At 61.8% G+C, this 24,471-nt stretch carries 11 protein-coding genes and 3 rRNA genes; 3 read left to right on the top strand and 11 right to left on the bottom strand.

The features are described from left to right. Positions 1-2: 2 nt before the first annotated feature. From JMY29_RS04085 to JMY29_RS04075, 3 genes are all read right to left on the bottom strand, one after another. On the bottom strand, positions 3-935 hold the full coding sequence (locus JMY29_RS04085) for a sugar ABC transporter permease (protein ID WP_189076864.1): 933 nt from the start codon (positions 933-935) through the stop codon (positions 3-5). Next, positions 935-2,572 (bottom strand): ABC transporter permease subunit, encoded by a 1,638-nt coding sequence (locus JMY29_RS04080; protein ID WP_189076865.1) that lies wholly within the window; start codon positions 2,570-2,572, stop codon positions 935-937. The genes JMY29_RS04085 and JMY29_RS04080 overlap by 1 nt, the downstream gene beginning before the upstream one ends. 96 nt (positions 2,573-2,668) lie before the next feature. Continuing rightward, positions 2,669-3,967, bottom strand: coding sequence for a sugar ABC transporter substrate-binding protein (locus JMY29_RS04075; protein ID WP_189076866.1), 1,299 nt, complete (start codon positions 3,965-3,967; stop codon positions 2,669-2,671). 209 nt (positions 3,968-4,176) lie between these two features. Between JMY29_RS04075 and JMY29_RS04070 the strand changes: the two genes are divergently transcribed. Together JMY29_RS04070 and JMY29_RS04065 are read left to right on the top strand one after the other, a co-directional pair. Beyond that, positions 4,177-5,904, top strand: coding sequence for a glycoside hydrolase family 13 protein (locus tag JMY29_RS04070; RefSeq protein ID WP_229778713.1), 1,728 nt, complete (start codon positions 4,177-4,179; stop codon positions 5,902-5,904). A 20-nt stretch (positions 5,905-5,924) separates the two neighbouring features. Continuing rightward, a complete protein-coding gene (locus JMY29_RS04065) occupies positions 5,925-6,947 on the top strand; it encodes a LacI family DNA-binding transcriptional regulator (RefSeq protein WP_189076867.1) in 1,023 nt (340 codons plus the stop codon). A 13-nt stretch (positions 6,948-6,960) separates the two neighbouring features. Here the strand turns inward: JMY29_RS04065 and JMY29_RS04060 are convergent, their stop codons facing one another. From JMY29_RS04060 to JMY29_RS04025, 8 genes are all read right to left on the bottom strand, one after another. After that, positions 6,961-7,482, bottom strand: a complete 522-nt coding sequence (locus tag JMY29_RS04060) for a GNAT family N-acetyltransferase (protein ID WP_229778714.1) — start codon at positions 7,480-7,482, stop codon at positions 6,961-6,963. Next, positions 7,475-7,969: an SRPBCC domain-containing protein gene (locus JMY29_RS04055; protein WP_026267458.1), complete on the bottom strand. Its 495-nt coding sequence runs from the start codon at positions 7,967-7,969 to the stop codon at positions 7,475-7,477. Before JMY29_RS04055 ends, JMY29_RS04060 begins: the two co-directional genes overlap by 8 nt. A 127-nt stretch (positions 7,970-8,096) precedes the next feature. After that, positions 8,097-8,213 (bottom strand): 5S ribosomal RNA (gene rrf, locus JMY29_RS04050). Between the two features lie 147 nt (positions 8,214-8,360). Further along, positions 8,361-11,504: ribosomal RNA gene (locus JMY29_RS04045) — 23S ribosomal RNA — on the bottom strand. 545 nt (positions 11,505-12,049) lie between these two features. After that, positions 12,050-13,568, bottom strand: a 16S ribosomal RNA gene (locus JMY29_RS04040). Together the 16S, 23S and 5S rRNA genes form the textbook arrangement of a ribosomal RNA operon. 525 nt (positions 13,569-14,093) lie before the next feature. Continuing rightward, entirely contained in the window at positions 14,094-17,747 is a 3,654-nt protein-coding gene (locus JMY29_RS04035; protein WP_189076099.1) for a 1,4-alpha-glucan branching enzyme, read from the bottom strand. Position 17,748: 1 nt separating this feature from the next. Continuing rightward, the gene (treS, locus tag JMY29_RS04030; RefSeq protein WP_018777880.1) at positions 17,749-19,545 is read right to left on the bottom strand and encodes a maltose alpha-D-glucosyltransferase; all 1,797 of its coding nucleotides are present in this window, start codon (positions 19,543-19,545) and stop codon (positions 17,749-17,751) included. Continuing rightward, positions 19,545-21,629, bottom strand: a complete 2,085-nt coding sequence (locus JMY29_RS04025) for an alpha-1,4-glucan--maltose-1-phosphate maltosyltransferase (protein WP_189076207.1) — start codon at positions 21,627-21,629, stop codon at positions 19,545-19,547. Before JMY29_RS04025 ends, treS begins: the two co-directional genes overlap by 1 nt. Before the next feature lie 125 nt (positions 21,630-21,754). Between JMY29_RS04025 and glgP the strand changes: the two genes are divergently transcribed. Then, positions 21,755-24,379: an alpha-glucan family phosphorylase gene (gene glgP, locus JMY29_RS04020; protein ID WP_189076100.1), complete on the top strand. Its 2,625-nt coding sequence runs from the start codon at positions 21,755-21,757 to the stop codon at positions 24,377-24,379. The last annotated feature ends 92 nt before the right edge of the window (positions 24,380-24,471 follow it).

Raw genomic sequence — 24,471 nt, 5'->3', positions numbered from 1 at the left:
GGTCAGCCTTTCACTGAGCCGGCGGTGAGTCCGCTGACAATGTATTTCTGCAGGAACAGGAACAGCGCCATGACAGGGATTGCCGCGATGACTGCGCCGGCTGCGAAGATTCCCCAGTTCTCCGAACGCTGCTGGGCCACGTAGGAGTAAAGCCCGACGGCGAGTGTCTGGCTGTCAGGGTCGGTCAGGACCACGCTGGCGATGACGAATTCGCTGGAGATTCCAATGAATGCCAGCAGTCCCACGACGGCAAGGATCGGTGTCACCAGGCGGAGGATGATGCCGAAGAAGATCTGCACGTGGCTGGCGCCATCGATCTTGGCGGCTTCGTCCAAGGATTGCGGGACAGTATTGAAGAACCCGTACATGAGATACGTGTTCACGCCCAACGCACCTCCGAGGTACACCATGATGAGGCCCAGTTGGCTGCCGAGCCCCAGGGCCGGGATCACCTGTGAGATGCCGCTCAGGAGCAGGAAGATCGCGACGACGGCCAACAATTGCGGGAACATCTGCAGCAGGAGCAGCGTCAGCAGGCCCACCCGGCGGCCCTTGAAGCGCATCCGGGAGAAAGCGTACGCAGCCATGGCACCGAGGAACACCGTGGCGGCTGAGGTCACCACCCCCACCACCAGCGTGTTCACGAACCAGCGGGCGAATGGGCGGCTTGGATCGCTGAAGAGAGCCGTGAAGTTGCCGGTGTCGAATCTGGAGAACAGCCCGTTGGAACCTACCAGGGTGCCGTTGGAGTCCAGTGCCGCGGACAATACGTACAGGAGGGGGAACACTGCGAAGATCGTCGTGACGACTCCCACCACATGCCGCCACCCCTTGTCTTTGAACCAAACCCCGAACGGGCGGCGCTTGGGCACCAGCGGCGAGGGGCCGCCGTCGGACGCTGTTTCCTTGCTGGCGGCGAGAGTGCGTACGCTCATCAGTTCACGTCCTCGAGTGCTTTGGTCTGCTTGAAGCTGATGGCCGAGATCGTGGCCACGATGATGAAGATGATGATGGCCAGTGCGCTGGCCAACCCGTAATCACGGCCTGTTCCCTGGCCGAAAGCCACCTTGTAGACCAGGGTGATCAGGATGTCGGTGGCTCCGATGTCGCGATCGGTGTCCGCGAAGCGCGGCCCACCGCCGGTGAGCATGTAAATCACGTTGAAGTTGTTGAAGTTGAACGCGAAAGACGAAATCAGCAGGGGTGCCACGGACACCAGGAGCAGCGGCAGCTTGATGGAGCGGAACACCCGCCAGGCAGAGGCGCCGTCCATGCGTGCGGCCTCGTCAATTTCGGAGGGCAGCGACTGCAGCGCGCCGGTGCAGACGAGGAACATGTACGGGAAGCCGAGCCACACGTTGACCACCAGCACGCTGACCTTGGCCAGGACGGGGTCGGTCAGCCACCCGATGTTCGCACCGCCCAGCAGGGTCTGGTTGAGCCAGCCGAACTCGGGATTCAGGATGCCGGACCATACCAATCCGGAGAGGAAAGCCGGGAACGCGTAGGGCAGGATCATCAGGATCCGGTACACCTTCTTGCCACGGAGGTCCTCACGGTTGAACGTGATGGCCAGGAAGAGGCCCATGATGAAGGTCAGTGCCACCGATGCAATGGAGAAGGTGAAGGTCCAGATAATCACGCCGAGGAGCGGTCCGCGGAGGCTGGGATCGGTGAAGGCGCGGGCAAAGTTGTCCAGGCCGACGTCGATCTTCCAGCCGGTAGCCAGCGTTTCACCCTTGGAATCCGCGAACGCACCTTTGCCGTTGTCGGTGTACTGGGTACCGGTTTCAGTGTCCGTGAAGGTGTCCGTGCCGGCGTCATAGTGCAGGGCGGGCTTGAACTGGTAGGCCGTGCTGCCGTCCGCAGTGCGCAGCGTTCCGTCAGCGGGATCGCTGGAGACCGGGACCGCGATCTTCAGGATCTCCTGTTGATTGGCCACGATCTCCTGGAACTTGAGGGTCTCGTAGCCGGGCAGGGAGTTTGCTTTGCCGGTGGAATCCTTGCCCGCAGCCGTCGCGTCTGCGAGTGCTTGCCCGGTGCTGCCAATCTGCGCTTTCCCGGAGGGGTCCGTGAACAGCAGGTAGAAATCACTGCCCTTGGTGAGCACGGATGCCTTGTACGCGGGCGAATCCGGGACACGCTTCTGGGCAGTTAACTGGATGGCGGAGATGGCATCATCCTTGGTGCTGTTGTGGCCATCTCCGTAGTTGGTGAACGCGATGTAGCCGCTGAAAACCACCACCAGGACCTGGAAAACGAGCAGGAACAGCACACCGGGAGCGAGGTACTTGGCCGGCAGCCCACCCTTGCGGAGGTAGATCCAGTTGATGGCAAGGACCACCAGGGCGGACACTCCCAGCGCAGCCCACGACTGGCTCAGGAAGAGCATCATCAGCACGTAGACGGCGAAGGCATCCACCAGGCCCAACAGGACAATCTTCAGGGTGGTGCCCTTGAGGGAATCGGGATGGTGTTTGCCCTGCATGCGGCGGGTATTGCCGCGACGCGGCCGGGGCGGTGCGGTGCTGGCGGCGGTTGCCGGGAGTTCTTGGAGGTCTGGGGTTGGCATTGTGGGTCCTTGCGTCAAGCGGATGGCGGCAGGCACGGGCCGGACGGTGGTGTGCCGCCCGGCCCTGGGCAGACCGGTGGAATCACCGGTGCGGGATCAGCCGCCGATCTTGGACTTGATGCTGGCGGCCATCTTGGCCCATGCCTCAGCCGGGTCGCCCTGGCCCTTGATAATGGCAAGCTCCGTAGCTCCCCAATCAGCCCACACTGCACTCATCTCGGGGATGGCAGGCATGGGAACGCCGGTGGCACCGATCTTGCCGAACGCTTCCACCACGGGATCGCTGGCAGCCTTCTCGAAGGAGGACTTGAGGGCCGGCGGACGGCCGCCGGCTGCATACATGGAATCCTGGGCAGATTCCGAGGTGAGGTAGTTGGTGACGAATTCGTTGGTGGCCAAGGCGTTGGCGCTCTTGGCACTGATGAAGAAGCCGTTGACGCCGATGAAAGGCTGGGCAGGTTCGCCACCGGCGGTGGGCAACTCGTCCACCGCGAACTTGATGCCCTTTTTCTGGACATCCGGAACGTTCCACGGTCCGGTCAGGAAGTACGGGGATTCGCCGGCGAGGAACTTCTCCTTGGCGATGTCGCCGGTGATGTTGGAGTTGATGATTTTCTCGCCGGTATCGCCCCAAACGGCCAGCTTCTTGGCAAATTCGACGCCGGCAGCGTCACCAATGAGGAGCTGCTTGGCGTCATAGCCACCATCGGCATTCTTGCCGAAGACCTGCGAACCCATGGAGGCCTGCAATGGGTACAGATGGTACGGGTCGCCCTGTTTGGGGTCCATGCCGACCAGGAACGGGAACGTGGCTTTACCGTCAGCAACGGCTTTCTTTCCATTGGCCACAACTTCGTCCAAGGTGGCGGCTTTGCTGTCCACGATGCCGGCGTTACGAAGGAGCGCGATGTTCTCGATGGCGTACGGGACACCGTAAACAGCCCCGTTGTAGGTCATGGCCTTGATGGAGGAGTCCTGGAACTGCCCGGCCTTGTCGCCGAGTTCCACGGGTGCGATGACGCCGTTCTGGACGAATTTGCCGATCCAGTCATGGGGTCCAACAATGAGGTCCGGCCCCTGTCCGGTGGGCACCTGGGTAATGAAGTCGTCCCGGACCGCTGCGAAGTCCTTGACCACGAGCTTCACTTCGATGCCGGTGTCCGACTTGAATTTCTCGGTGATGTCCTTCAACGCCGGCGAGCGTTCGGCGTCTACCCACATGGTGATGACACCGGCTCCTGACGCTTTGAGGTCGGGCTTTGCGGCTTCGGAGGTGGGCGATGTGGAAGCGCTTCCGCCGCAAGCGCTCAGGGCCAGGGCTGCCACGGCAGAGATGGCTCCCGTGGTGAAAACGCGGCGGGTGGTTCGAGTCTCGAGGGTGTTGTGCACCTTCATTGGTGTCCCTTTCGTTCTTTTTCCTTCGACGGCAGGGGCTCTGGGCCCGGTCGCATCGCCGGTGACATGGCTCACAACTGCAAGCGCTTCCACACACTACAGGGCAATTGCTTCTTTTGAAAAGCGCGCTTGCATGTCAGCCTGTAAAGAAAGCATCCTTAGGACTGGAAACGTTTACAATTTTGCGCTTTCTCTTCTACGATGACTCCATGTCCGTTGATTCCTTGCTCCAGGTTGCGGCCCACGAGCCCCCTGCAGCCTTCACACAGCTCACCCCGGTCCACGACGCCTCCACGGCTCACGGATGGTGGCGCTCCGCTGTGATTTACCAGATCTATCCACGCTCCTTCCGGGACCTGAACGGGGACGGTGTGGGAGACCTGGCGGGCATTACTGCCGAACTCAGCCAGTTGGCACGCTTAGGGGTCGACGCCGTCTGGCTGTCGCCCTTCTACCGCTCACCGCAGCGGGACGCCGGTTACGACGTCAGCGACTACTGCGACGTAGATCCACTGTTCGGGACCCTGGCGGACTTCGATGCCCTTATCTCGGAGGCCAACAGGCTCAACCTCCGGGTCATCGCCGACATCGTTCCCAACCACTGCTCGGACCAGCACGTCGCCTTCCAGGCAGCGCTGGCCGCCGGTCCCAACAGCCCCGAGCGGGATGTTTTCATCTTCCGGGACGGTCTGGGACAAGACGGCAACGAGCCACCCAACAACTGGCAGTCGCACTTCGGCGGACCCGCCTGGACGCGGGTCATCGAAGCCAACGGGCGGCCAGGACAGTGGTACCTCCACCTCTTCGATTCCTCGCAGCCCGACTTCAACTGGGACAACCCCGCAGTGCACGCCGAGTTCGAACGCGTGCTCCGCTTCTGGCTGGACCGTGGAATCTCCGGCTTCAGGGTCGACGTCGCCCATGCACTGGTCAAGGCTCCCGGCCTGCCCAACTGGGGTGGCCGGGCTGACGGCAACAGCACGGAAGGCTTCCCCGGCCAGGACGCCCCCATGTTCGGCCAGCCTGCCCTCCACGGGATCTACCGCCGCTGGCGGACCATCCTGGAAGAGTACGGTTCGGACCGCATCCTGTGCGCCGAAGCCAACGTGGATCCGCTCCCGCGCCTGGCCCAATGGGTACGTCCGGACGAAATGCACCAGGCGTTCAACTTCCCTTACCTGCACGCAGGTTTGGACCTCAACCGCCTGCGCCACATCATCACCGACTCCTTGGTCTCGCTGGACGCCGTAGGCGCCCCCAGCACCTGGGTCCTTTCGAACCACGACGTCGTCCGCCACGTCTCACGCTTCGGCTACGACGGCCCTGGTCCCCGTGACGGCGATGGCATCGGCCCTGACGACGTTCAGCCCAACGAACAGCTGGGACGACGCCGGGCTGCCGCGGCCACAATGTTCATGCTCGGCCTCCCGGGCGGTGCCTATCTCTACCAGGGCGAAGAGCTGGGCCTTCCCGATTCCTCCAGCATTCCCGGGAGTCTGCGTCAGGACCCCACCTTCGCGCGAACCGGCGGAGCCAGGATCGGACGCGACGGTTGCCGCGTACCCCTGCCGTGGCGTTCCGCGGAGCCCCATGCAGGATTCGGTCACGGTCGGGACCCCTGGCTTCCCCAGCCCGAGTCCTGGCCCGCACTGGCGAGGGACGAGCAGGAGTCTGATCCGGCGTCGCACCTTAACCTGTACCGGGCGTTGCTGGCGGAACGGGCACGGCTGCGGCTGGGCGCCGGGTCCCTCGCCTGGGTGGAGGACTACTGCACGCAGTCCACACTCGCGTACCTCAACGGGGAAACGCTGGTGGTCATGAACGTCGGCGAAGAGCCCCTTCCGCTTCCGGCGGGCGAGGTCATCCTGCGCAGTTCCGCGGCGGACGCCACCCATCCATTAGGCTCGGGGGAGACAATCTGGCTGTCAGCCAGCTAACTTTCCCACCAAGGAGCAGCATGACCGGCATCAAGGACGTAGCCGAGCGCGCAGGGCTGTCCGTTGCCACTGTTTCACGGGCCTTGAGCGGGAAGGGCCACGTGTCCCCCGCCAGCCGGGAACGCGCGAGGGCAGCAGCCGCGGAGCTCGGTTTCGTGTTGTCGTACCATGCCTCAAGCCTCGCTTCCGGCCGTACGCACAACGTTGGCCTGGTGGTGCCCTCGGTCCACCGCTGGTTCTTTTCAGCGGTGATCGAGGGCGCTTCGGCCGCCCTCCTCGAAGCCGGCTACGACCTCACCCTGTACAACATCGGTGAAAACCCGGCTCATCGGCACAGCGTCTTCAGTGACTTCCTGCTCCGCAAACGGGTGGACGCAGTGATCGCTGTTTCCCTGGAACTCAGCGAAGCCGAAATCCAGCAACTCCATGCCATGCACCGGCCCATTGTCGGCATTGGCGGCCCCCTTCCCGGGGCTTCGACCATCCGGATCAACGATGCCGGCATCGCGATGCAGGCCACCAATCATCTGCTGGGGCTTGGCCATACCAAGATTGCCCACATCACGGGAAGCGAAACCTACGACCAGGACTTCCAGCTGCCCGGAACCCGCCGCGGCGGTTTCGAAAAAGCAATGAACGACGCCGGCTGCCCGGTGAGGCCCGAATGGATCGTTACGGCGGACTTCACCATCGAAGGCTCCTACGCCGCTGCCCGGCAACTGCTGGCCAGTGCGCCCGAACGGCCCACCGCCGTGTTCGCAGCATCGGATGAGATGGCGATCGGCACCATCCTGGCCGCCCGCGATTTTGGGCTGCGGATTCCCGAGGACCTTTCCGTGACGGGCATCGACGGCCACGACCTGGGGAACGTCATGGGCCTGACCACGATCGACCAGGATGCCAAGGGGCAGGGGGCACTGGCGGTTCACACTCTGTTGGGTGCCATCAATAACGGCCTGGTACTGGAGCCCGAGGACGCCGAACACCCCACCAAACTGGTGGTGCGTACAAGCACGGCAGTGCCCAAGGTGGGCTCAGCCTAAGCCGGGGCGCAACCTAGGACAGCCGCCGCTCCATCACGAGCTCACGCTTGGTGGTGTCCTGCGGATAGGGCTTGCTGGCTCCGGTGGTTTCGAATCCGTGGCGTCTGTAGAAGGCCTGGGCGCGGGAGTTGTCCTCATGCACGCCCAGCTCCAGATAGCCGGCCCCGAGCTCGTTTGCCGCAGCTGCGCAGGCCTCCTGGAGAAGCTCGTCAGCCAGGCCCAGCCCACGATGCTCAGCTGCGACGTACACGCTGATGAGCATCGCCTGCAGTGGGCGCTCGGGATCTTGTGGATGCTTGGCCACTACCCGCATCAGGCCACAGAGTCTGGAGCCGTCCTCGCCGCCGTCAGCCACCAGGGTAACGCTGGATTCCCCGGACATGGCAGCGGCTCGTTCCCGCCACTGGCTGTCCGTCTGACGCCGCGCAGCTGCAAGGCTCTCCACGTACGCCATGGGGGTGTCGGCAAGCATCTCCAGCCGGACATTCTTGAGCAGCAGCCAATCGCCTGCGTGGAGCCTGCGGACCCTAGGCAACTGCTCCGCCCATGAACCGGGCGTAGCGCTGGAGGACCCGAGGCCAGCCCTCGGCATAGGAGGCCCTGGAGGCCGCAGGATCTTCCGCGCCCTCCCAGCCATCGTGGATCAGGCGCACCTCCGTACCATTTTCGACGGCGCTGAACACCACCCGGATCTCGGTGGACCACAAGGGAGTTCCGGCGGGATACCAGCTGGCGTGGAAGGACAGCGGGGGCTGCCAGTCATCGATTGTTCCCCACACGGACGTCCGGCCGTCTTCAGCCGTCTCCAGGATGAGGTTCTCCTCGAACTCAACGTGGGAGCCCGCACCGTAGACGCTTTCCTCTTCCAAGGGCCACCAGAGATGCGGGTGGTCCGTGAATCCTTGGAAGGCGTGGGAGACGTTGCTGGGGACCACAACACAAACGATGAGCGGCTCGAGGTCGTTACTGCCCTGTTGGGCCGACTCGGGCTCCGACTCGGGGTGGCTGAAGAGGTTTTCCATGACCACCAACTCTACCGGTGGACCGAGCCCAGACGCATTGTGGTCCTGAGGGCCAGTACGTGGGGAAGCTGAAGTGTTTGTTAAATGGAAGAGCCCCAACCGTGGTTGGGGCTCTTCGTTAATGGTTGTCCGGCGGTGTCCTACTCTCCCACACCCTCCCGGGTGCAGTACCATCGGCGCTGTGGGTCTTAGCTTCCGGGTTCGGAATGGGACCGGGCGTTTCCCCCACGCTATGACCGCCGTAACTCTGTTACCCGTCCCGACCCCGTTGGTGTGGGGGTGGGTGGGAAGCTTTGTGGTTACAACTGTGGTGTTATGTAGTTGTTGTTGTTGGTTCCTGGAACGGTTGTTGTTCGGGAACCACATAGTGGACGCGTGCAGTGTTTTGTGTGTGGTGTAAGTTGTTGGCCTATTAGTACCGGTCAGCTTCACGAGTCTTTAGTCCTCGCTTCCACATCCGGCCTATCAACCCAGTGGTCTGGCTGGGGGCCTCTCACACATAATGTGTATGGAAATCTCATCTTGAAGCGAGCTTCCCGCTTAGATGCTTTCAGCGGTTATCCCATCCGAACGTAGCTAATCAGCGATGCACTTGGCAGTACAACTGACACACCAGAGGTTCGTCCGTCCCGGTCCTCTCGTACTAAGGACAGCCCTTCTCAAATTTCCTGCGCGCGCAGCGGATAGGGACCGAACTGTCTCACGACGTTCTAAACCCAGCTCGCGTACCGCTTTAATGGGCGAACAGCCCAACCCTTGGGACCTACTCCAGCCCCAGGATGCGACGAGCCGACATCGAGGTGCCAAACCATGCCGTCGATATGGACTCTTGGGCAAGATCAGCCTGTTATCCCCGAGGTACCTTTTATCCGTTGAGCGACGGCCATTCCACAATGTACCGCCGGATCACTAGTCCCGACTTTCGTCCCTGCTCGAGATGTCTCTCTCACAGTCAAGCTCCCTTGTGCACTTACACTCGACACCTGATTGCCAACCAGGCTGAGGGAACCTTTGGGCGCCTCCGTTACTTTTTAGGAGGCAACCGCCCCAGTTAAACTACCCATCAGGCACTGTCCCTGACCCGGATCACGGGCCGAAGTTAGATGTCCAAAGTGACCAGAGTGGTATTTCAACGATGACTCCACCCGAACTGGCGTCCGGGTTTCAACGTCTCCCACCTATCCTACACAAGCCACTCCGAACACCAATACCAAACTATAGTAAAGGTCTCGGGGTCTTTCCGTCCTGCTGCGCGTAACGAGCATCTTTACTCGTACTGCAATTTCGCCGAGTTTATGGTTGAGACAGCGGGGAAGTCGTTACTCCATTCGTGCAGGTCGGAACTTACCCGACAAGGAATTTCGCTACCTTAGGATGGTTATAGTTACCACCGCCGTTTACTGGGGCTTAAATTCTCAGCTTCGCCACAAGTGGCTAACCGGTCCTCTTAACCTTCCAGCACCGGGCAGGAGTCAGTCCGTATACATCGTCTTGCGACTTCGCACGGACCTGTGTTTTTAGTAAACAGTCGCTTCCCCCTGGTCTCTGCGGCCCACACCCGCTCACGGAGAGCAAGTCTCCATCACGGGGCAGGCCCCCCTTCTCCCGAAGTTACGGGGGCATTTTGCCGAGTTCCTTAACCATAATTCTCTCGATCGCCTTGGTATTCTCTACCTGATCACCTGTGTCGGTTTGGGGTACGGGCGGCTAAAACCTCGCGTCGATGCTTTTCTTGGCAGCATAGGATCACCGGATCCCCCCTTACGGGAGTCCCATCAGATCTCAGGAACGTGCTCGAAGCACACAGGAACGGATTTGCCTATCCCTGACCCTACATCCTTAGACCGGGGCAACCATCGCCCGGCCCGGCTACCTTCCTGCGTCACACCTGTTAATACGCTTACCTCCCGGGATCAGGTCCCGCGCTCGGCCAAAACCCACAACACCACAAGGGTGAGCGGGCAGGCTCCGGGCGGTTAGTATCCCCCGCTTGGCATGGGCGGTTTTTCGCCGGTACGGGAATATCAACCCGTTGTCCATCGACTACGCCTGTCGGCCTCGCCTTAGGTCCCGACTTACCCAGGGCAGATTAGCTTGACCCTGGAACCCTTGATCATTCGGCGGACGGGTTTCTCACCCGTCTTTCGCTACTCATGCCTGCATTCTCACTCGTGTAGGCTCCACCGCTGGTTTCCACCGCGACTTCACTGCCCACACGACGCTCCCCTACCACTCCACACCCCTGAACCACGAAGGCTAGGGTACTGTGTGAAATCCACAACTTCGGCGGTGTACTTGAGCCCCGCTACATTGTCGGCGCGGAATCACTTGACCAGTGAGCTATTACGCACTCTTTCAAGGATGGCTGCTTCTAAGCCAACCTCCTGGTTGTCTTCGCAACTCCACATCCTTTCCCACTTAGCACACGCTTAGGGGCCTTAGTTGGTGGTCTGGGCTGTTTCCCTCTCGACTATGAAGCTTATCCCCCACAGTCTCACTGCTGCGCTCTGACTTACCGGCATTCGGAGTTTGGCTGACGTCAGTAACCTTGTAGGGCCCATCGGCCATCCAGTAGCTCTACCTCCGGCAAGAAACACGCAACGCTGCACCTAAATGCATTTCGGGGAGAACCAGCTATCACGGAGTTTGATTGGCCTTTCACCCCTACCCACAGCTCATCCCCTCCATTTTCAACTGAAGTGGGTTCGGTCCTCCACGACGTCTTACCGTCGCTTCAACCTGGCCATGGGTAGATCACTCCGCTTCGGGTCTAGATCACGCCACTACACTCGCCCTATTCAGACTCGCTTTCGCTACGGCTACCCCACACGGGTTAACCTCGCGACGTAACACTAACTCGCAGGCTCATTCTTCAAAAGGCACGCCGTCACAGTAACAAGACTGCTCCGACGGATTGTAAGCACACGGTTTCAGGTACTGTTTCACTCCCCTCCCGGGGTACTTTTCACCTTTCCCTCACGGTACTGGTCCGCTATCGGTCATTAGGAAGTATTTAGGCTTATCAGGTGGTCCTGACAGATTCGCACGGGATTTCTCGGGCCCCGTGCTACTTGGGATACTCTCCAGGCGGCACACAACATTACGGTTACGGGGCTCACACCCTCTCTGGCCGGCCTTTCAAGACCGTTCACCTATGCACGCACTCTCACCTCACTGGCCCGGCAGAACCAGAACGGAAAGTCCCACAACCCCGCCCATGCAACGCCCGCCGGCTATCACACATGGAAACGGTTTAGCCTGATCCGCGTTCGCTCGCCACTACTAACGGAATCACTCTTGTTTTCTCTTCCTGCGGGTACTGAGATGTTTCACTTCCCCGCGTTCCCCCCACGCACCCTATGTGTTCAGATGCGGGTCACACAATCACCATGACAGCGTTGTGCGGGGTTTCCCCATTCGGACATCCTGGGATCAACGCTCGGTTATCAACTCCCCCAGGCTTATCGCAGATTCCTACGTCCTTCTTCGGCTCCTAATGCCAAGGCATCCACCGTGTGCCCTTAAAAACTTGACCACACAAACATGATCAAAAACTTACTCGAGAGAACCACGAGCCACTACGGCCCAAGGTTCATTCATAAGAAATTGCTGTATGGAACACACACACCAAAGCGTGTATGTCCCAGATGCTCGCGTCCACTATGTAGTTCTCAAACAACAACCCCATCAACCAACCCCCCAACCCGCCACAACCCACACACGCAGGCCGCAACACAAAGACCGGAGGAACCGGCTGCAGGAACAAAAGAAACACCAGAAGTGCCCCCCTGCATTGCTGCAAAAAGGTCCTGTTGCCTCAGGACCCAACAGTGCGCCAAACACAACCCCCACCAGCCGCACCCCGGACACGTTCCCAACAACCCACACCCCCACACAAAGCAGGAGCACGAACCGCCGTACTAGCACCAGGACACAACCACGAAAGCCATGCCAAAAAAATGATTCGTTGATATTCCACCCATGAGCACCCACCGCAGAACAAACGCCTGCGCAATGGGCAACACTGACAACAACCAGACACCCCATGCAGGGCACCAATCATTGCAAGCAGCTCCTTAGAAAGGAGGTGATCCAGCCGCACCTTCCGGTACGGCTACCTTGTTACGACTTAGTCCCAATCGCCGGTCCCACCTTCGACGGCTCCCCCCACAAGGGTTAGGCCACCGGCTTCGGGTGTTACCAACTTTCGTGACTTGACGGGCGGTGTGTACAAGGCCCGGGAACGTATTCACCGCAGCGTTGCTGATCTGCGATTACTAGCGACTCCGACTTCATGGGGTCGAGTTGCAGACCCCAATCCGAACTGAGACCGGCTTTTTGGGATTAGCTCCACCTCACAGTATCGCAACCCTTTGTACCGGCCATTGTAGCATGCGTGAAGCCCAAGACATAAGGGGCATGATGATTTGACGTCGTCCCCACCTTCCTCCGAGTTGACCCCGGCAGTCTCCTATGAGTCCCCGGCCGAACCGCTGGCAACATAGAACGAGGGTTGCGCTCGTTGCGGGACTTAACCCAACATCTCACGACACGAGCTGACGACAACCATGCACCACCTGTAAACCGACCGCAAGCGGGGCACCTGTTTCCAGGTCTTTCCGGTTCATGTCAAGCCTTGGTAAGGTTCTTCGCGTTGCATCGAATTAATCCGCATGCTCCGCCGCTTGTGCGGGCCCCCGTCAATTCCTTTGAGTTTTAGCCTTGCGGCCGTACTCCCCAGGCGGGGCACTTAATGCGTTAGCTACGGCGCGGAAAACGTGGAATGTCCCCCACACCTAGTGCCCAACGTTTACGGCATGGACTACCAGGGTATCTAATCCTGTTCGCTCCCCATGCTTTCGCTCCTCAGCGTCAGTTACAGCCCAGAGACCTGCCTTCGCCATCGGTGTTCCTCCTGATATCTGCGCATTTCACCGCTACACCAGGAATTCCAGTCTCCCCTACTGCACTCTAGTCTGCCCGTACCCACTGCAGAACCGGAGTTGAGCCCCGGTCTTTCACAGCAGACGCGACAAACCGCCTACGAGCTCTTTACGCCCAATAATTCCGGATAACGCTTGCGCCCTACGTATTACCGCGGCTGCTGGCACGTAGTTAGCCGGCGCTTCTTCTGCAGGTACCGTCACTTACGCTTCTTCCCTACTGAAAGAGGTTTACAACCCGAAGGCCGTCATCCCTCACGCGGCGTCGCTGCATCAGGCTTGCGCCCATTGTGCAATATTCCCCACTGCTGCCTCCCGTAGGAGTCTGGGCCGTGTCTCAGTCCCAGTGTGGCCGGTCACCCTCTCAGGCCGGCTACCCGTCGTCGCCTTGGTAGGCCATTACCCCACCAACAAGCTGATAGGCCGCGAGTCCATCCAAAACCACAAAAGCTTTCCACCCCCCACCATGCGATGAGGAGTCATATCCGGTATTAGACCCAGTTTCCCAGGCTTATCCCAGAGTCAAGGGCAGGTTACTCACGTGTTACTCACCCGTTCGCCACTAATCCCCCAGCAAGCTGGGATCATCGTTCGACTTGCATGTGTTAAGCACGCCGCCAGCGTTCATCCTGAGCCAGGATCAAACTCTCCGTTGAAAACAAAAAAAAATCAAACAGACACAACCACACCCACCGGAAATAACGGCAAACACGGCTGCACAAAATTCGAAACCAGCTGAAAACCAGACCACCACACACGGGGGTGCGCAGCAACCTGGCAAAAATTTCAACCAATCAATAAAACAATCGGTATCAACAAACTTGGCACACTATTGAGTTCTCAAACAACAGACACTACCGACACCACCCACACCCCACAGGGTCCAGGATCGCTCCGGAGCAACTTTCCAAACTTACCGGCTACTTCCCTCCGAGTCAAATCGGCAAGCTTGACTTGATTTTTCCTTGCGGTTTCTTGTCAGCTTGCGATCTCAACTCGTGGAGCAGCGCGGGTATTAACTATACACACACTCTGCCGGGTTGGCAAAGCCCCTCTCCGATGGACTCCCTGGGCCCAACGAAAGCAGGCAACACTCCCCGGCCGCAGTGAGGGAGCGTTGCCTGGAAACACCGGTTATGTGAGCGGGCGTCGGGCCCAATCACGCGGGAACTGGAGAGGCGTTACTCAGCCGGCGTGAACCAGGATGCTCCGAGCGGCGGCAGCGTGACGGACAGCGCCGCCGGCTGCCCGTCCGTGCCGGGGGCAGTGGCCTTCAGCGAACCGGCGTTCACCACACCTGACCCGCCATATGCTTCGGCATCGGTGTTCAGGACTTCGGTCCACTCCCCCGCCAGCGGAACACCCAGGATGTATTCCTGGTGCGGACCGCCGGAGAAGTTCACCGCGCAGACCAACGGCTTGCCGTTGTTGCCCCAGCGGATGAAGGTGAGGACGTTATGGTCCGCGTCGCCACCGTTGATCCACTGGAACCCGCCGGCCTCGTTGTCCTTCTCGTAGAGCGCAGGAGTGGCGGCGTACACCTCGTTGAGGTCCTTGACCAGGAGCTGCAGGCCGCGGTGAGCCGGAATGTCGGAGAGGAACCAGTCCAGTCCGTACTGCTCGGACCACTCCGCTTCCTGGCCGAACTCAGTACCCATGAAGATGAGCTGCTTGCCGGGGTGCGACCACTGGTACGCGAAGAAGGCACGAAGGTTGGCCAGTTGCTGCCAGCGGTCGCCCGGCATCTTGCGCAGCATGGAGCCCTTCCCATGGACCACTTCGTCATGGCTGATGGGCAGGAGGAAGTTCTCCGTGAACGCATAAACCAGCGAGAAGGTGATGGTGCCGTGGTGCCACTTGCGGTTGATGGGGTCTTCGGAGATGTACTTCAGGGAGTCGTGCATCCAGCCCATGTTCCACTTCAGGCCAAAGCCCAGACCGCCGTGGTTGGTGGGTGCCGTAACGCCGGGGAATGCGGTGGACTCCTCGGCAATGACGATAGCGCCGGGGTGTGACTTGTAGACCGTCGCGTTGACTTCCTGCATGAAGGAGATGGCTTCCAGGTTCTCCCTGCCGCCGAACTTGTTCGGGCGCCACTGACCCTCCTCGCGGGAGTAGTCGAGGTAGATCATGGAGGCCACGGCGTCCACGCGCAAGCCGTCAATGTGGAACTCCTCCAGCCAATACAGCGCGTTGGCCACCAGGAAGTTCCGGACCTCGCTGCGGCCGAAGTCGAAAATCAGCGTGCCCCAGTCCGGGTGTTCGCCCAGCGCCGGATCGGAGTGCTCGTACAACGGCTGGCCGTCGAACTGGGCCAGGGCCCAGGAATCCTTGGGGAAGTGGGCAGGGACCCAGTCCAGAAGGACGCCGATACCGGCCTGATGGAGCGAGTCCACCAGGAACCGGAACTCATCCGGGTGCCCGAAGCGTGAGGTCGGGGCAAAGTATGACGTCACTTGGTAACCCCATGAGCCGCCGAACGGGTGCTCGGCGACGGGCATGAATTCAACGTGGGTGAAGCCAAGCCACTTCACGTACTCGACGAGTTCCTTGGCAAGTTCCTTATAGCCCAGACCCAACCGCCAGGAGCCCAGGTGGACTTCGTAGACGCTCATGGGCGAGTTGTGCGGATCCCGCTTGGCCCGGGCAGCCATCCAGTCCGCGTCTTTGAAGCGGTAGCTGGCGTCCACTACCCGCGATGCCGTGAGCGGAGGGACCTCGGTCCCGAAGGCCAGCGGGTCGGCTTTCTCGATCCACTGACCCGCCTTGGTCAGGATCTCGTATTTGTAGCACGCCCCTGCTACAACACCTGGAATGAAGAGCTCCCAGACGCCCGAGGACCCCAGCGAGCGCATTCCGTGCGAGCGTCCGTCCCAACCGTTGAAGTCACCCTTCACGCGGACAGCCTGCGCATTCGGCGCCCACACAGCGAAGGAAACACCATCCACGTCGCTCAAGGCGGACCGGTAGTGCTGGACGTGCGCACCCAGGACATCCCAGAGCCGTTCGTGGCGGCCTTCGCCGATCAGGTGCAGGTCAACCTCACCCACAGTGGGCAGGTAGTGGTAGGGGTCATCGATGGTGACGGGTTCGACGTCGTACACCACTTCCAAACGGTAGTCCGGCACATGCCCGGCCTGCAGCGGTTCCAGGACCGCAGTCCATACTCCGTGCGACTCGTGTTCCATGGGGGTGCGGCCGGTCTCCGTCACCACGGTGACGGACTTGGCCAGGTGCTTCACTGTCCTGATGGTCACGTGGCCGTGGTCATCGAGGTGGGCGCCAAGGACCGAATGCGGCGCGTGGTAAGCGCCGGCCGCCACGCGTTCCAAGGTCTCGGAGTCCACGTGCAAGGGAACTCGGGGCCGTTCGGTACGTGCTGAGCCAGTCATGTCATTACCTTCCGCTGTTGCTGCCGCATGCTTGCCGCGGCTTGTGTTGTCGAGGATCCGTCGGGATGCATTCACCGGTATCGACAACCAGTCGGGCCGGTTACGCAGCTCGTACACCACCTCGTATAAGGCCTTGTCCAGCCACAATGCCACAAAGAGCGGCGACTGGAGGTCAATGGTTCCCGGGGTGACTTCGCTGTACCCCTCAAGGAAGGCGGCAGCACAGTCATCCACCCAGGTCTCCGGTACCTGAGCGTCAGGATTCTCCCTGGTCGCGGCACCGGCGGCGTAGTCGAACGAGCGCAACATGCCGGTGACATCGCGGAGCGGAAGATCAGGGGTGTTCCGCTCGTCGATCGTCCGCAGCGGCTCGCCCTCAAAGTCCAGGATCGCCCAGCGGCCCGGTTGCGCCCCGTTACCGGCAACCCGCAGGATCTGGCCCAGGTGGAGATCACCGTGGACGCGCTGCAGCTGTCCCACGGCCCGGGGCTCCAGGGCCGCCAGCAGTTCTTCAAGGTTTGCGTCATAGGGCCCGACGGCGGACGCCGCCTCAGCCCACGACTGCCGGACCCGCCGGGCAACAGTGGCGATGATGTCCGGGCCCTGCTCCTGGCCGTCATGGGTGCCGAAGGTTTCCGCCAGCCTGGCGTGAACCGTGGCGGTGGCGTTGCCGAGTCCCCGCGCTTCAGCCGTGAAGTCGTTGCCGGCCGCGGCGGCATCAACAGCCAGACGCCAGGCGTCCAGGCCGCCGAGCAGGAATTCGTGCGCGACTGTCAGCTCACCTGTGGCCACTGCACCGTCTTTCGACGCCGGTTCATTCCACGAGCCCGTGATCCAGCCCAGCGTCGCGGGAACCTCGCTGGTCCCTGCAGCGGTCAGCGCCGCACCCAGCTCAACCTCGGGATTCCGGCCGGGCGAAAGCACCCGGAAGATCTTGACGATCGCCGCCGAGTCACCGTCGTCGATAATGACGGACGTGTTGGACTGTTCGCCGGAAAGGACCCGCACGGACACTGGGTTTTCCGGAAGCGGGATGCGGCCACGGGTGAGGTGGCCGCGGGCTGAACCAACATTCCCTTCGCTGCGCATGAGCTGCAGCCACGCCGTGACGAATTCGGAGTCGTAAACGGCGTCGTACACCAAACGAAGGCCCAGTTCCGGATCCGTGTACTCGCCCAAAAGCGCCGAAGGCGCATCCACAAGCGGTTGGCTGTGGAAGCTCAACGGCACCTGGACCACATCGGTCCGGGGACCGCCGTCGGCCGTCCGGTGGGTGACGGCCAGCACCAGGACCTCCAACACAGCGTCGCCGCTGCCCTGAAGTCTGAAGCCGCCCACCTGCTCCAACGCGAAGTCGGGGCTCTTGACCGGGAACCAGCGTTTGCCGGGAAGCCAGGTCCGCAGAAGTCCTTCAATGGAGGGGTTCAAGTTTTCCTTGTTCATCTCATCCTTTGGAGGTCACCACTGGAATCGCCTGGGTAAAAGGCGACGAGGGATTCGAAAATGCCGAGCGTACCCGCAGCCAGTAGAAGCTGTGGCTGCCCAGCATCACGGTCAGGTGACCGTTGTCACCGACGGCCGGGAAAGGCTGGCCGCCAAAAATATCGCGCAAGCCGCGGCCTGCGAACTCGGGAATATCCAACGTTGCCGCGACCGGGTGCTGCGAGAGGTTGAAGACACAGAGAATGGTTTCCGCGTCTTCCCCTTCCGGGTTTCCTGCGGGAAGCTCACGGACGTAGGCCAGCACCACCTCGTGGTCGGCCTCGATGTGCCGGAAACCGCCCAAGCCGAATACCGGGTGGTTCTTCCGGACACTAAGGATCTGCCGGGTCCACCGGAGCAGGGAGCCTGAGTGTGCGGCTTCGGCCTCGACGTTGGCCATGCTGTAGTTGTAGACCAGCGACTGGATTACCGGAAGATACAGCTTGCCCGGGTCCGCCGAAGAGAAGCCGGCGTTGCGGTCCGGGTTCCACTGCATGGGGGTGCGGACGGCATCGCGGTCATCAAGCCAGATGTTGTCGCCCATGCCGATTTCGTCCCCGTAGTACAGGAACGGGCTGCCGGGCAGGGACAGCAGCAGCGCATTGATGAGCTCGATCTCGGAGCGGGAGTTGTCCAGGAGCGGTGCCAGACGGCGGCGGATACCGATGTTGGCCCGCATGCGTGGATCCGGCGCGTACCAGCCAAGCATGGCCGCACGCTCCTCCGCAGGCACCATCTCCAGAGTCAGCTCGTCGTGGTTCCGCAGGAAGGTACCCCACTGCGCACCCCGCGGGATTTCCGGCGTATCGCGCAGCGTGTCAATGATCGGCGCGGCTTTCTGGTCACGGAGTGCGTAATACAGCCTGGGCATGATCGGGAAGTGGAAGGCCATGTGGCATTCGGGCGCTTCTTCTGTCCCGAAATACTCCACCACTTCGTGCGGAGGCTGGTTGGCCTCCGCAATGATCACCCTGCCCGGATAGTTCGCATCCACCATCCGGCGCAGGTCCTGCAGGAAGGTGTGGGTCGCCGGCAGGTTCTCGCAATTAGTGCCCTCCTCTTCGAAGAGGTACGGAATGGCGTCAGCCCGGAAGCCGTCGATGCCCTGGTCCAGCCAGAACCTGATGACGTCGTAGAGAGCCTCGATGACCTTGGGGTTTTCGAAGTTCAGGTCCGGCTGGTGGCTGAAGAACCGGTGCCAAAAGAACTGCCGACGGATGGGATCGAAGGTCCAGTTCGATTCCTCCGTGTCAACGAAGATGATGCGGGCGTCCTGGTACTTCTCGTCCGTGTCGCTCCACACATAGAAATCACCGTAGGGACCGGTGGGATCCTTGCGGGACTCCTGGAACCAGGGGTGCTGGTCCGACGTGTGGTTCAGCGGAAGGTCGATGATCACCCGGACGCCACGGGCGTGAGCCTCGGCCACCAGCCGTTTGAAGTCGCTGATGGTACCGAATTCGTCCAGTACCGAGGTGTAGTCCGCGATGTCGTAGCCGCCATCGCGCAACGGGGAATGGAAGAACGGCGGCAGCCAGAGGCAGTCAACGCCCAGCCACTGGAGGTAGTCCAGTTTGTCGATCAGGCCTTGGAAGTCGCCGGAACCATCCCCGTTGGCATCCGCAAAAGCCCGCACCAGTACCTCGTAGAAGACTGCCTTCCGGTACCAGAGCGGATCATGCTGGAGGCCGGGGGCGTTCAACTCGAAGGTGTTCTTCGGGGTGAAGTACTGGCTGGGATTCTGCGGAGAAAAACTCACTAAGGCTGCCTCCGGATGCTCAGGACGTGTGCCGGTTCAACGTGGGCATCGAGGCGGACATAGTTATGCTCGCCCCACCACCAGCTCTGGCCGCTGATGAGGTCGTCAACACGGAAGAGCCCGTCTTCGTTGAGATCGGCCGGGTCAAGGTCCAAGGCCGCCAGATCCAGTGAAACGGTGCTTTCACGGGCACTGTGCGGATCCACGTTGACCACCATGATCAAGGTGTCCTTAGTACCGTCAGCCAACGTCTTGTGCTTGGAGTAGACGATCGTGGCGTCATCGGTGCTGCGGTGGATGGTCAGGTTCTGCAGGTCCCCCAGCGCCAAGTGGTCCTTGCGGATGGTGTTCAGGCGTGTGATGTACGGGGCCAGCGTCCGGCCGGATTCGGCGGCACCGTCCCAGTCCCGGGCTTTGTACTCGTACTTCTCGTTGTCGATGTACTCTTCCGCGCCGGGACGGGCCACGTGTTCGTACAGCTCGTAGCCGGCGTAGACGCCCCACAGCGGGCTGGCCGTCGCTGCAAGGACGGCCCGGATGCGGAAGGCCGCGGGTCCGCCGTACTGCAGGTACTCGGTAAGGATGTCCGGGGTGTTGACGAAGAAGTTCGGACGGAAGTATGCCGGGCTCACGTGGCTGACTTCGTGGAAGTACTCCTCCAGCTCGGTCTTGGTGTTCCGCCAGGTGAAGTACGTGTAGGACTGCTGGAATCCGGCCCGGCCCAAGGCATGCATCATGGGCGGGCGTGTGAAGGCCTCTGCAAGGAATACGACTTCGGGGTTCTTCTTATTGATCTTGCCGATCAGCCATTCCCAGAACCACACCGGCTTGGTGTGCGGGTTGTCCACACGGAAAATCTTGACCCCGTGGCTGATCCACAACTGCACGATGCGCAGGATCTCCTTGGAGAGGCCTGCGGGGTCGTTGTCGAAGTTCAGGGGGTAGATGTCCTGGTACTTCTTTGGCGGGTTCTCGGCGTAGGCGATCGAGCCGTCCACGCGGGTGGTGAACCATTCCGGGTTTGACGTGACCCAGGGGTGGTCCGGAGCTGCCTGCAACGCCAAATCCAGGGCCACTTCCAGGCCAAGCTCATTGGCCCGGGCCACGAAAGCGTCAAAGTCCTCGAAGGTTCCGAGCTCCGGGTGAATGGCGTCGTGTCCGCCGTCCTTGGAACCAATGGCCCATGGCGAACCGGGATCCTGCGGCCCCGGGGTCAAGGTGTTGTTACGGCCCTTGCGGTGCTGGAAACCGATCGGGTGGATGGGCGGCAGGTAGATGACGTCGAAGCCCATGTCCGCGACGGCGTCGAGCCTCTTGGCCGCCGTGCGGAAGTTGCCGGACGTCCACACCCCGGTGGAGTGGTCCAGGACGGCGCCTTCAGAGCGCGGGAAGAACTCGTACCAGGAACCACGCCCCGCCAGGTCGCGCTCCACTTGAAGCGGAAAGCGCTCCGAAACGGTCACCAGCTCGCGGATGGGAAGACGCCCGACGGCGGCCAGCACCTCAGGGCTGAAGCCGGCGCCAAGGCGCTCCTCGGCTGTCTTGGTGGTATCGGAAAGCACGACGGAAGCGGCACGCAGGGTGCGCTTTTCAGCGCCGGTGCGACCGGCGTCGTCGGCTGCTCCCGCGAGGAGGGCTGCGCCTTCGGCGAGCATCAACTCAACGTCAATGCCCGCGGCGACCTTCACCTCGGCATTGTGGTGCCAGGTGCCGTAGCGGTCATGCCATGCCTCAATGACGAAGGACCAGGCGCCGGTGCCGCTGGGGGTGATCAGGCCCTCCCAGCGGTCCAGCCCCTTCCACTGCTCGCCTTGGGCCGGGTGCAGTCGCACGCGCTGGCGCTCCCTGCCCCGGGGATCGAGAAGCACGGCGGAGACGCCCAGCTGGTCATGCCCCTCTCGGAAGACGGTGGCTCCGACCACCAGATCCTCGCCAGGCAACGCTTTCGCGGGGAAACGGCCACCCTCAACCACCGGCTGCACGGCAGTGATGGGGAACCGCCCGAAGCGAAGGCCGGCGGTGATGTCCGAGGTCGTCTTGGAATTCAGAACGGTGGTGGTTCGCGCAGTTTTCGTCACAACCACGACGTTAGCGACAAAAATCACAGAATGCTAAGCAAACGAGGTTTCTCCTTGACGCAAGATGACTTTTACCTAAAAGAAACCCAATGCAGTTCCGACTGCCATGGGAGTCCGTTAGTGTGGCGCTCGTGAAGGCTATTCGAAGGTTTACAGTCCGTACCGTCCTCCCCGAGCCCATCCGGCCGCTGGCCCGATTGGCGACCAATTTGCGCTGGTCCTGGCACCGGCCAACAAGGGAACTTTTCGCGAGCCTTAACCCGGCTCTTTGGGAGGCCTCGCAGCACGACCCCATCGCTCTCCTGGGATCAATCAGCCGCGAGCAGCTACAGGACCTGGCCAACAACGGCGAGGTAGTGGACCGCGTACAGCACGCCGCAGCCGACCTGGACCGCTACCTCAGCGAACCGCGCTGGTACCAGGGCCTCGGCGAAGATGCACCGGCCTGCATCGCCTACTTCTCCCCCGAATTCGGCATCACCGAAGTTCTCCCCCAGTACTCCGGCGGCCTCGGCATCCTCGCCGGCGACCACCTCAAAGCCGCCTCCGACCTCGGTGTGCCCCTGATCGGCGTCGGGCTCCTCTACCAGGCCGGCTACTTCAAGCAGTCACTGTCCCGCGATGCATGGCAGCAGGAAACCTACCCCGTGCTGGACCCCGATGGTCTCCCCCTGACCCTGCTCCGCCACCCGGCCAAGGACGGCGCCCAAGGCAAGCCGGTGCAGATCTCCCTCCCGCTGCCCAACGGCCGCGAGCTTCACGCGCACGTGTGGCGTGCCGACGTCGGACGCGTTCCGCTGCTGCTGCTGGACTCCAACGTCCCGTCGAACGATGAAGCCGCCCGCGGCATCACCGACCGCCTCTACGGCGGCGGCGGCGACCACCGCCTGCAGCAGGAACTCCTGCTGGGCATGGGCGGGGTCAAGGCCCTGCGCGTCTACCAGGCACTCACCGGCACGCCCGCGCCCGAGGTCTTCCACACCAACGAAGGCCACGCAGGGTTCCTGGGGATCGAACGCATCCAGGAAGCCATGTCCGACCCCAACGAGCCCCTCACCTGGGACGAAGCCCTCGCAGCCGGCCGTGCGTCCACCGTTTTCACGACGCACACGCCGGTGCCGGCCGGGATCGACCGTTTTGAGTCCCTCCAGATCAAGCACTTCTTCGACGCCGGACTGGCACCTGCCGTCCCCACCGAACGCATCCTGGAACTCGGCCGCGAAAACTACGACGGCGGCAACCCCTCCGTGTTCAACATGGCCGTGATGGGCCTGCGCCTGGCGCAGCGCGCCAACGGTGTGGCAAAGCTCCACGGCGTGGTCTCCCGCGAAATGTTCTCCGGCCTGTGGCCGGGATTCGACCATTCCGAAATTCCCATCACCTCCGTGACCAACGGCGTCCACGTCCCCACCTGGGTGGACCCCCGGATCTCCTCCCTGGCCCGGCACCAGTTCGGCGCCGAAGCTGAGGCGATGGGACGCTGGGACCTGGCCTACAACGTCAGCGACGAGGACGTCTGGAGCCTCCGGCGCGAACTGCGGGCACAGCTCATCGAGGACGTCCGACGCCGGCTCCGGGCTTCGTGGAAAAAGCGCGGCGCCGCCGATGCCGAGCTCGGTTGGACGGACTCCGTCCTGGATCCGGACGTACTCACCATCGGCTTCGCACGCCGGGTACCCACGTACAAGAGGCTCACCCTCATGCTGCGCGACCCCGCCCGGTTGAAGGCCCTGCTGCTGGATCCGAAGCATCCCATCCAGCTGGTCATCGCCGGCAAGTCACACCCTGCCGACGACGCCGGCAAGAAGATGATCCAGGACCTGGTCCACTTCACCGACGACCCCGAGGTCCGGCACCGGATCGTGTTCCTGCCGAACTACGACATCGCCATGGCACGCACCCTGTTCCCCGGCTGCGACGTCTGGCTCAACAACCCGCTGCGCCCGCTCGAAGCCTGCGGCACGTCCGGCATGAAGGCCGCCATCAACGGCTCCCTCAACCTCTCCGTCCTGGACGGCTGGTGGGACGAGATGTACGACGGCGAAAACGGCTGGGCCATCCCGACGGCCAACAACGGCGCATCCGCCGACGAACGCGACGACATCGAAGCCTCGGCACTGTACGAGCTCCTGGAAACCCAAGTGGCACCACGCTTCTACGGCACCACCGTCGCCCAGGGCGCAGGAGCAGCAGGCCCGTCCGAGTCCAGCCAGGAAACCGTGCCGACCCACTGGGTGTCCATGATCAAGCACACCCTCGCCAACCTCGGCCCGGCCGTCTCCGCCGAGCGGATGCTGCACGACTACGTCAACAACCTCTACTGCCCCGCCGCCGTCTCCGGACGCCGGGCGGTTGCGGAATCATTCAAGGAAGCCAAGGAGCTCGCAGCCTGGACGTCCAAGGTGCGCAGCGCATGGCCCGAGGTCGTAGTGGAACACGTGGACTCCGTCGGTGTGTCCGAGGAACCCCAGGTCGGCGACAGCCTCCAGGTCAACGCCTACGTCGCCCTGAACAACCTGACTCCGGACGATGTCTCCGTGGAGGTGGCCTTCGGCCGCGCTGAGGAATCCGACGAACTCGAAGACATCGTAGTGGCGGAACTGGACTCAGTGGAGGACCTCGGCAACGGGCGGCACCTCTTCAACGGATCGCTGGTCATCAACCGTTCGGGCTCCTTCGGCTACACCGTCCGCGTGTTCCCGAAGCACTCCGCGCTGGCTTCCAAGGCCGAACTTGGTTTGATCGCGAACGCCTAAGCGCAATAACGTGGCTGACCCGCTGGGCAACACTGATCCGCTGCGCGCTGCTCCTTCGTCGCTGTGACGAGCGCTGCCGGACCGCTGTTGCC

Source organism: Paenarthrobacter nicotinovorans, from assembly GCF_021919345.1.
Classification (GTDB): domain Bacteria; phylum Actinomycetota; class Actinomycetes; order Actinomycetales; family Micrococcaceae; genus Arthrobacter; species Arthrobacter nicotinovorans.
Note: the sequence above shows the minus strand (reverse complement) of the source record. Positions and strands in the feature narration are given on the sequence as shown.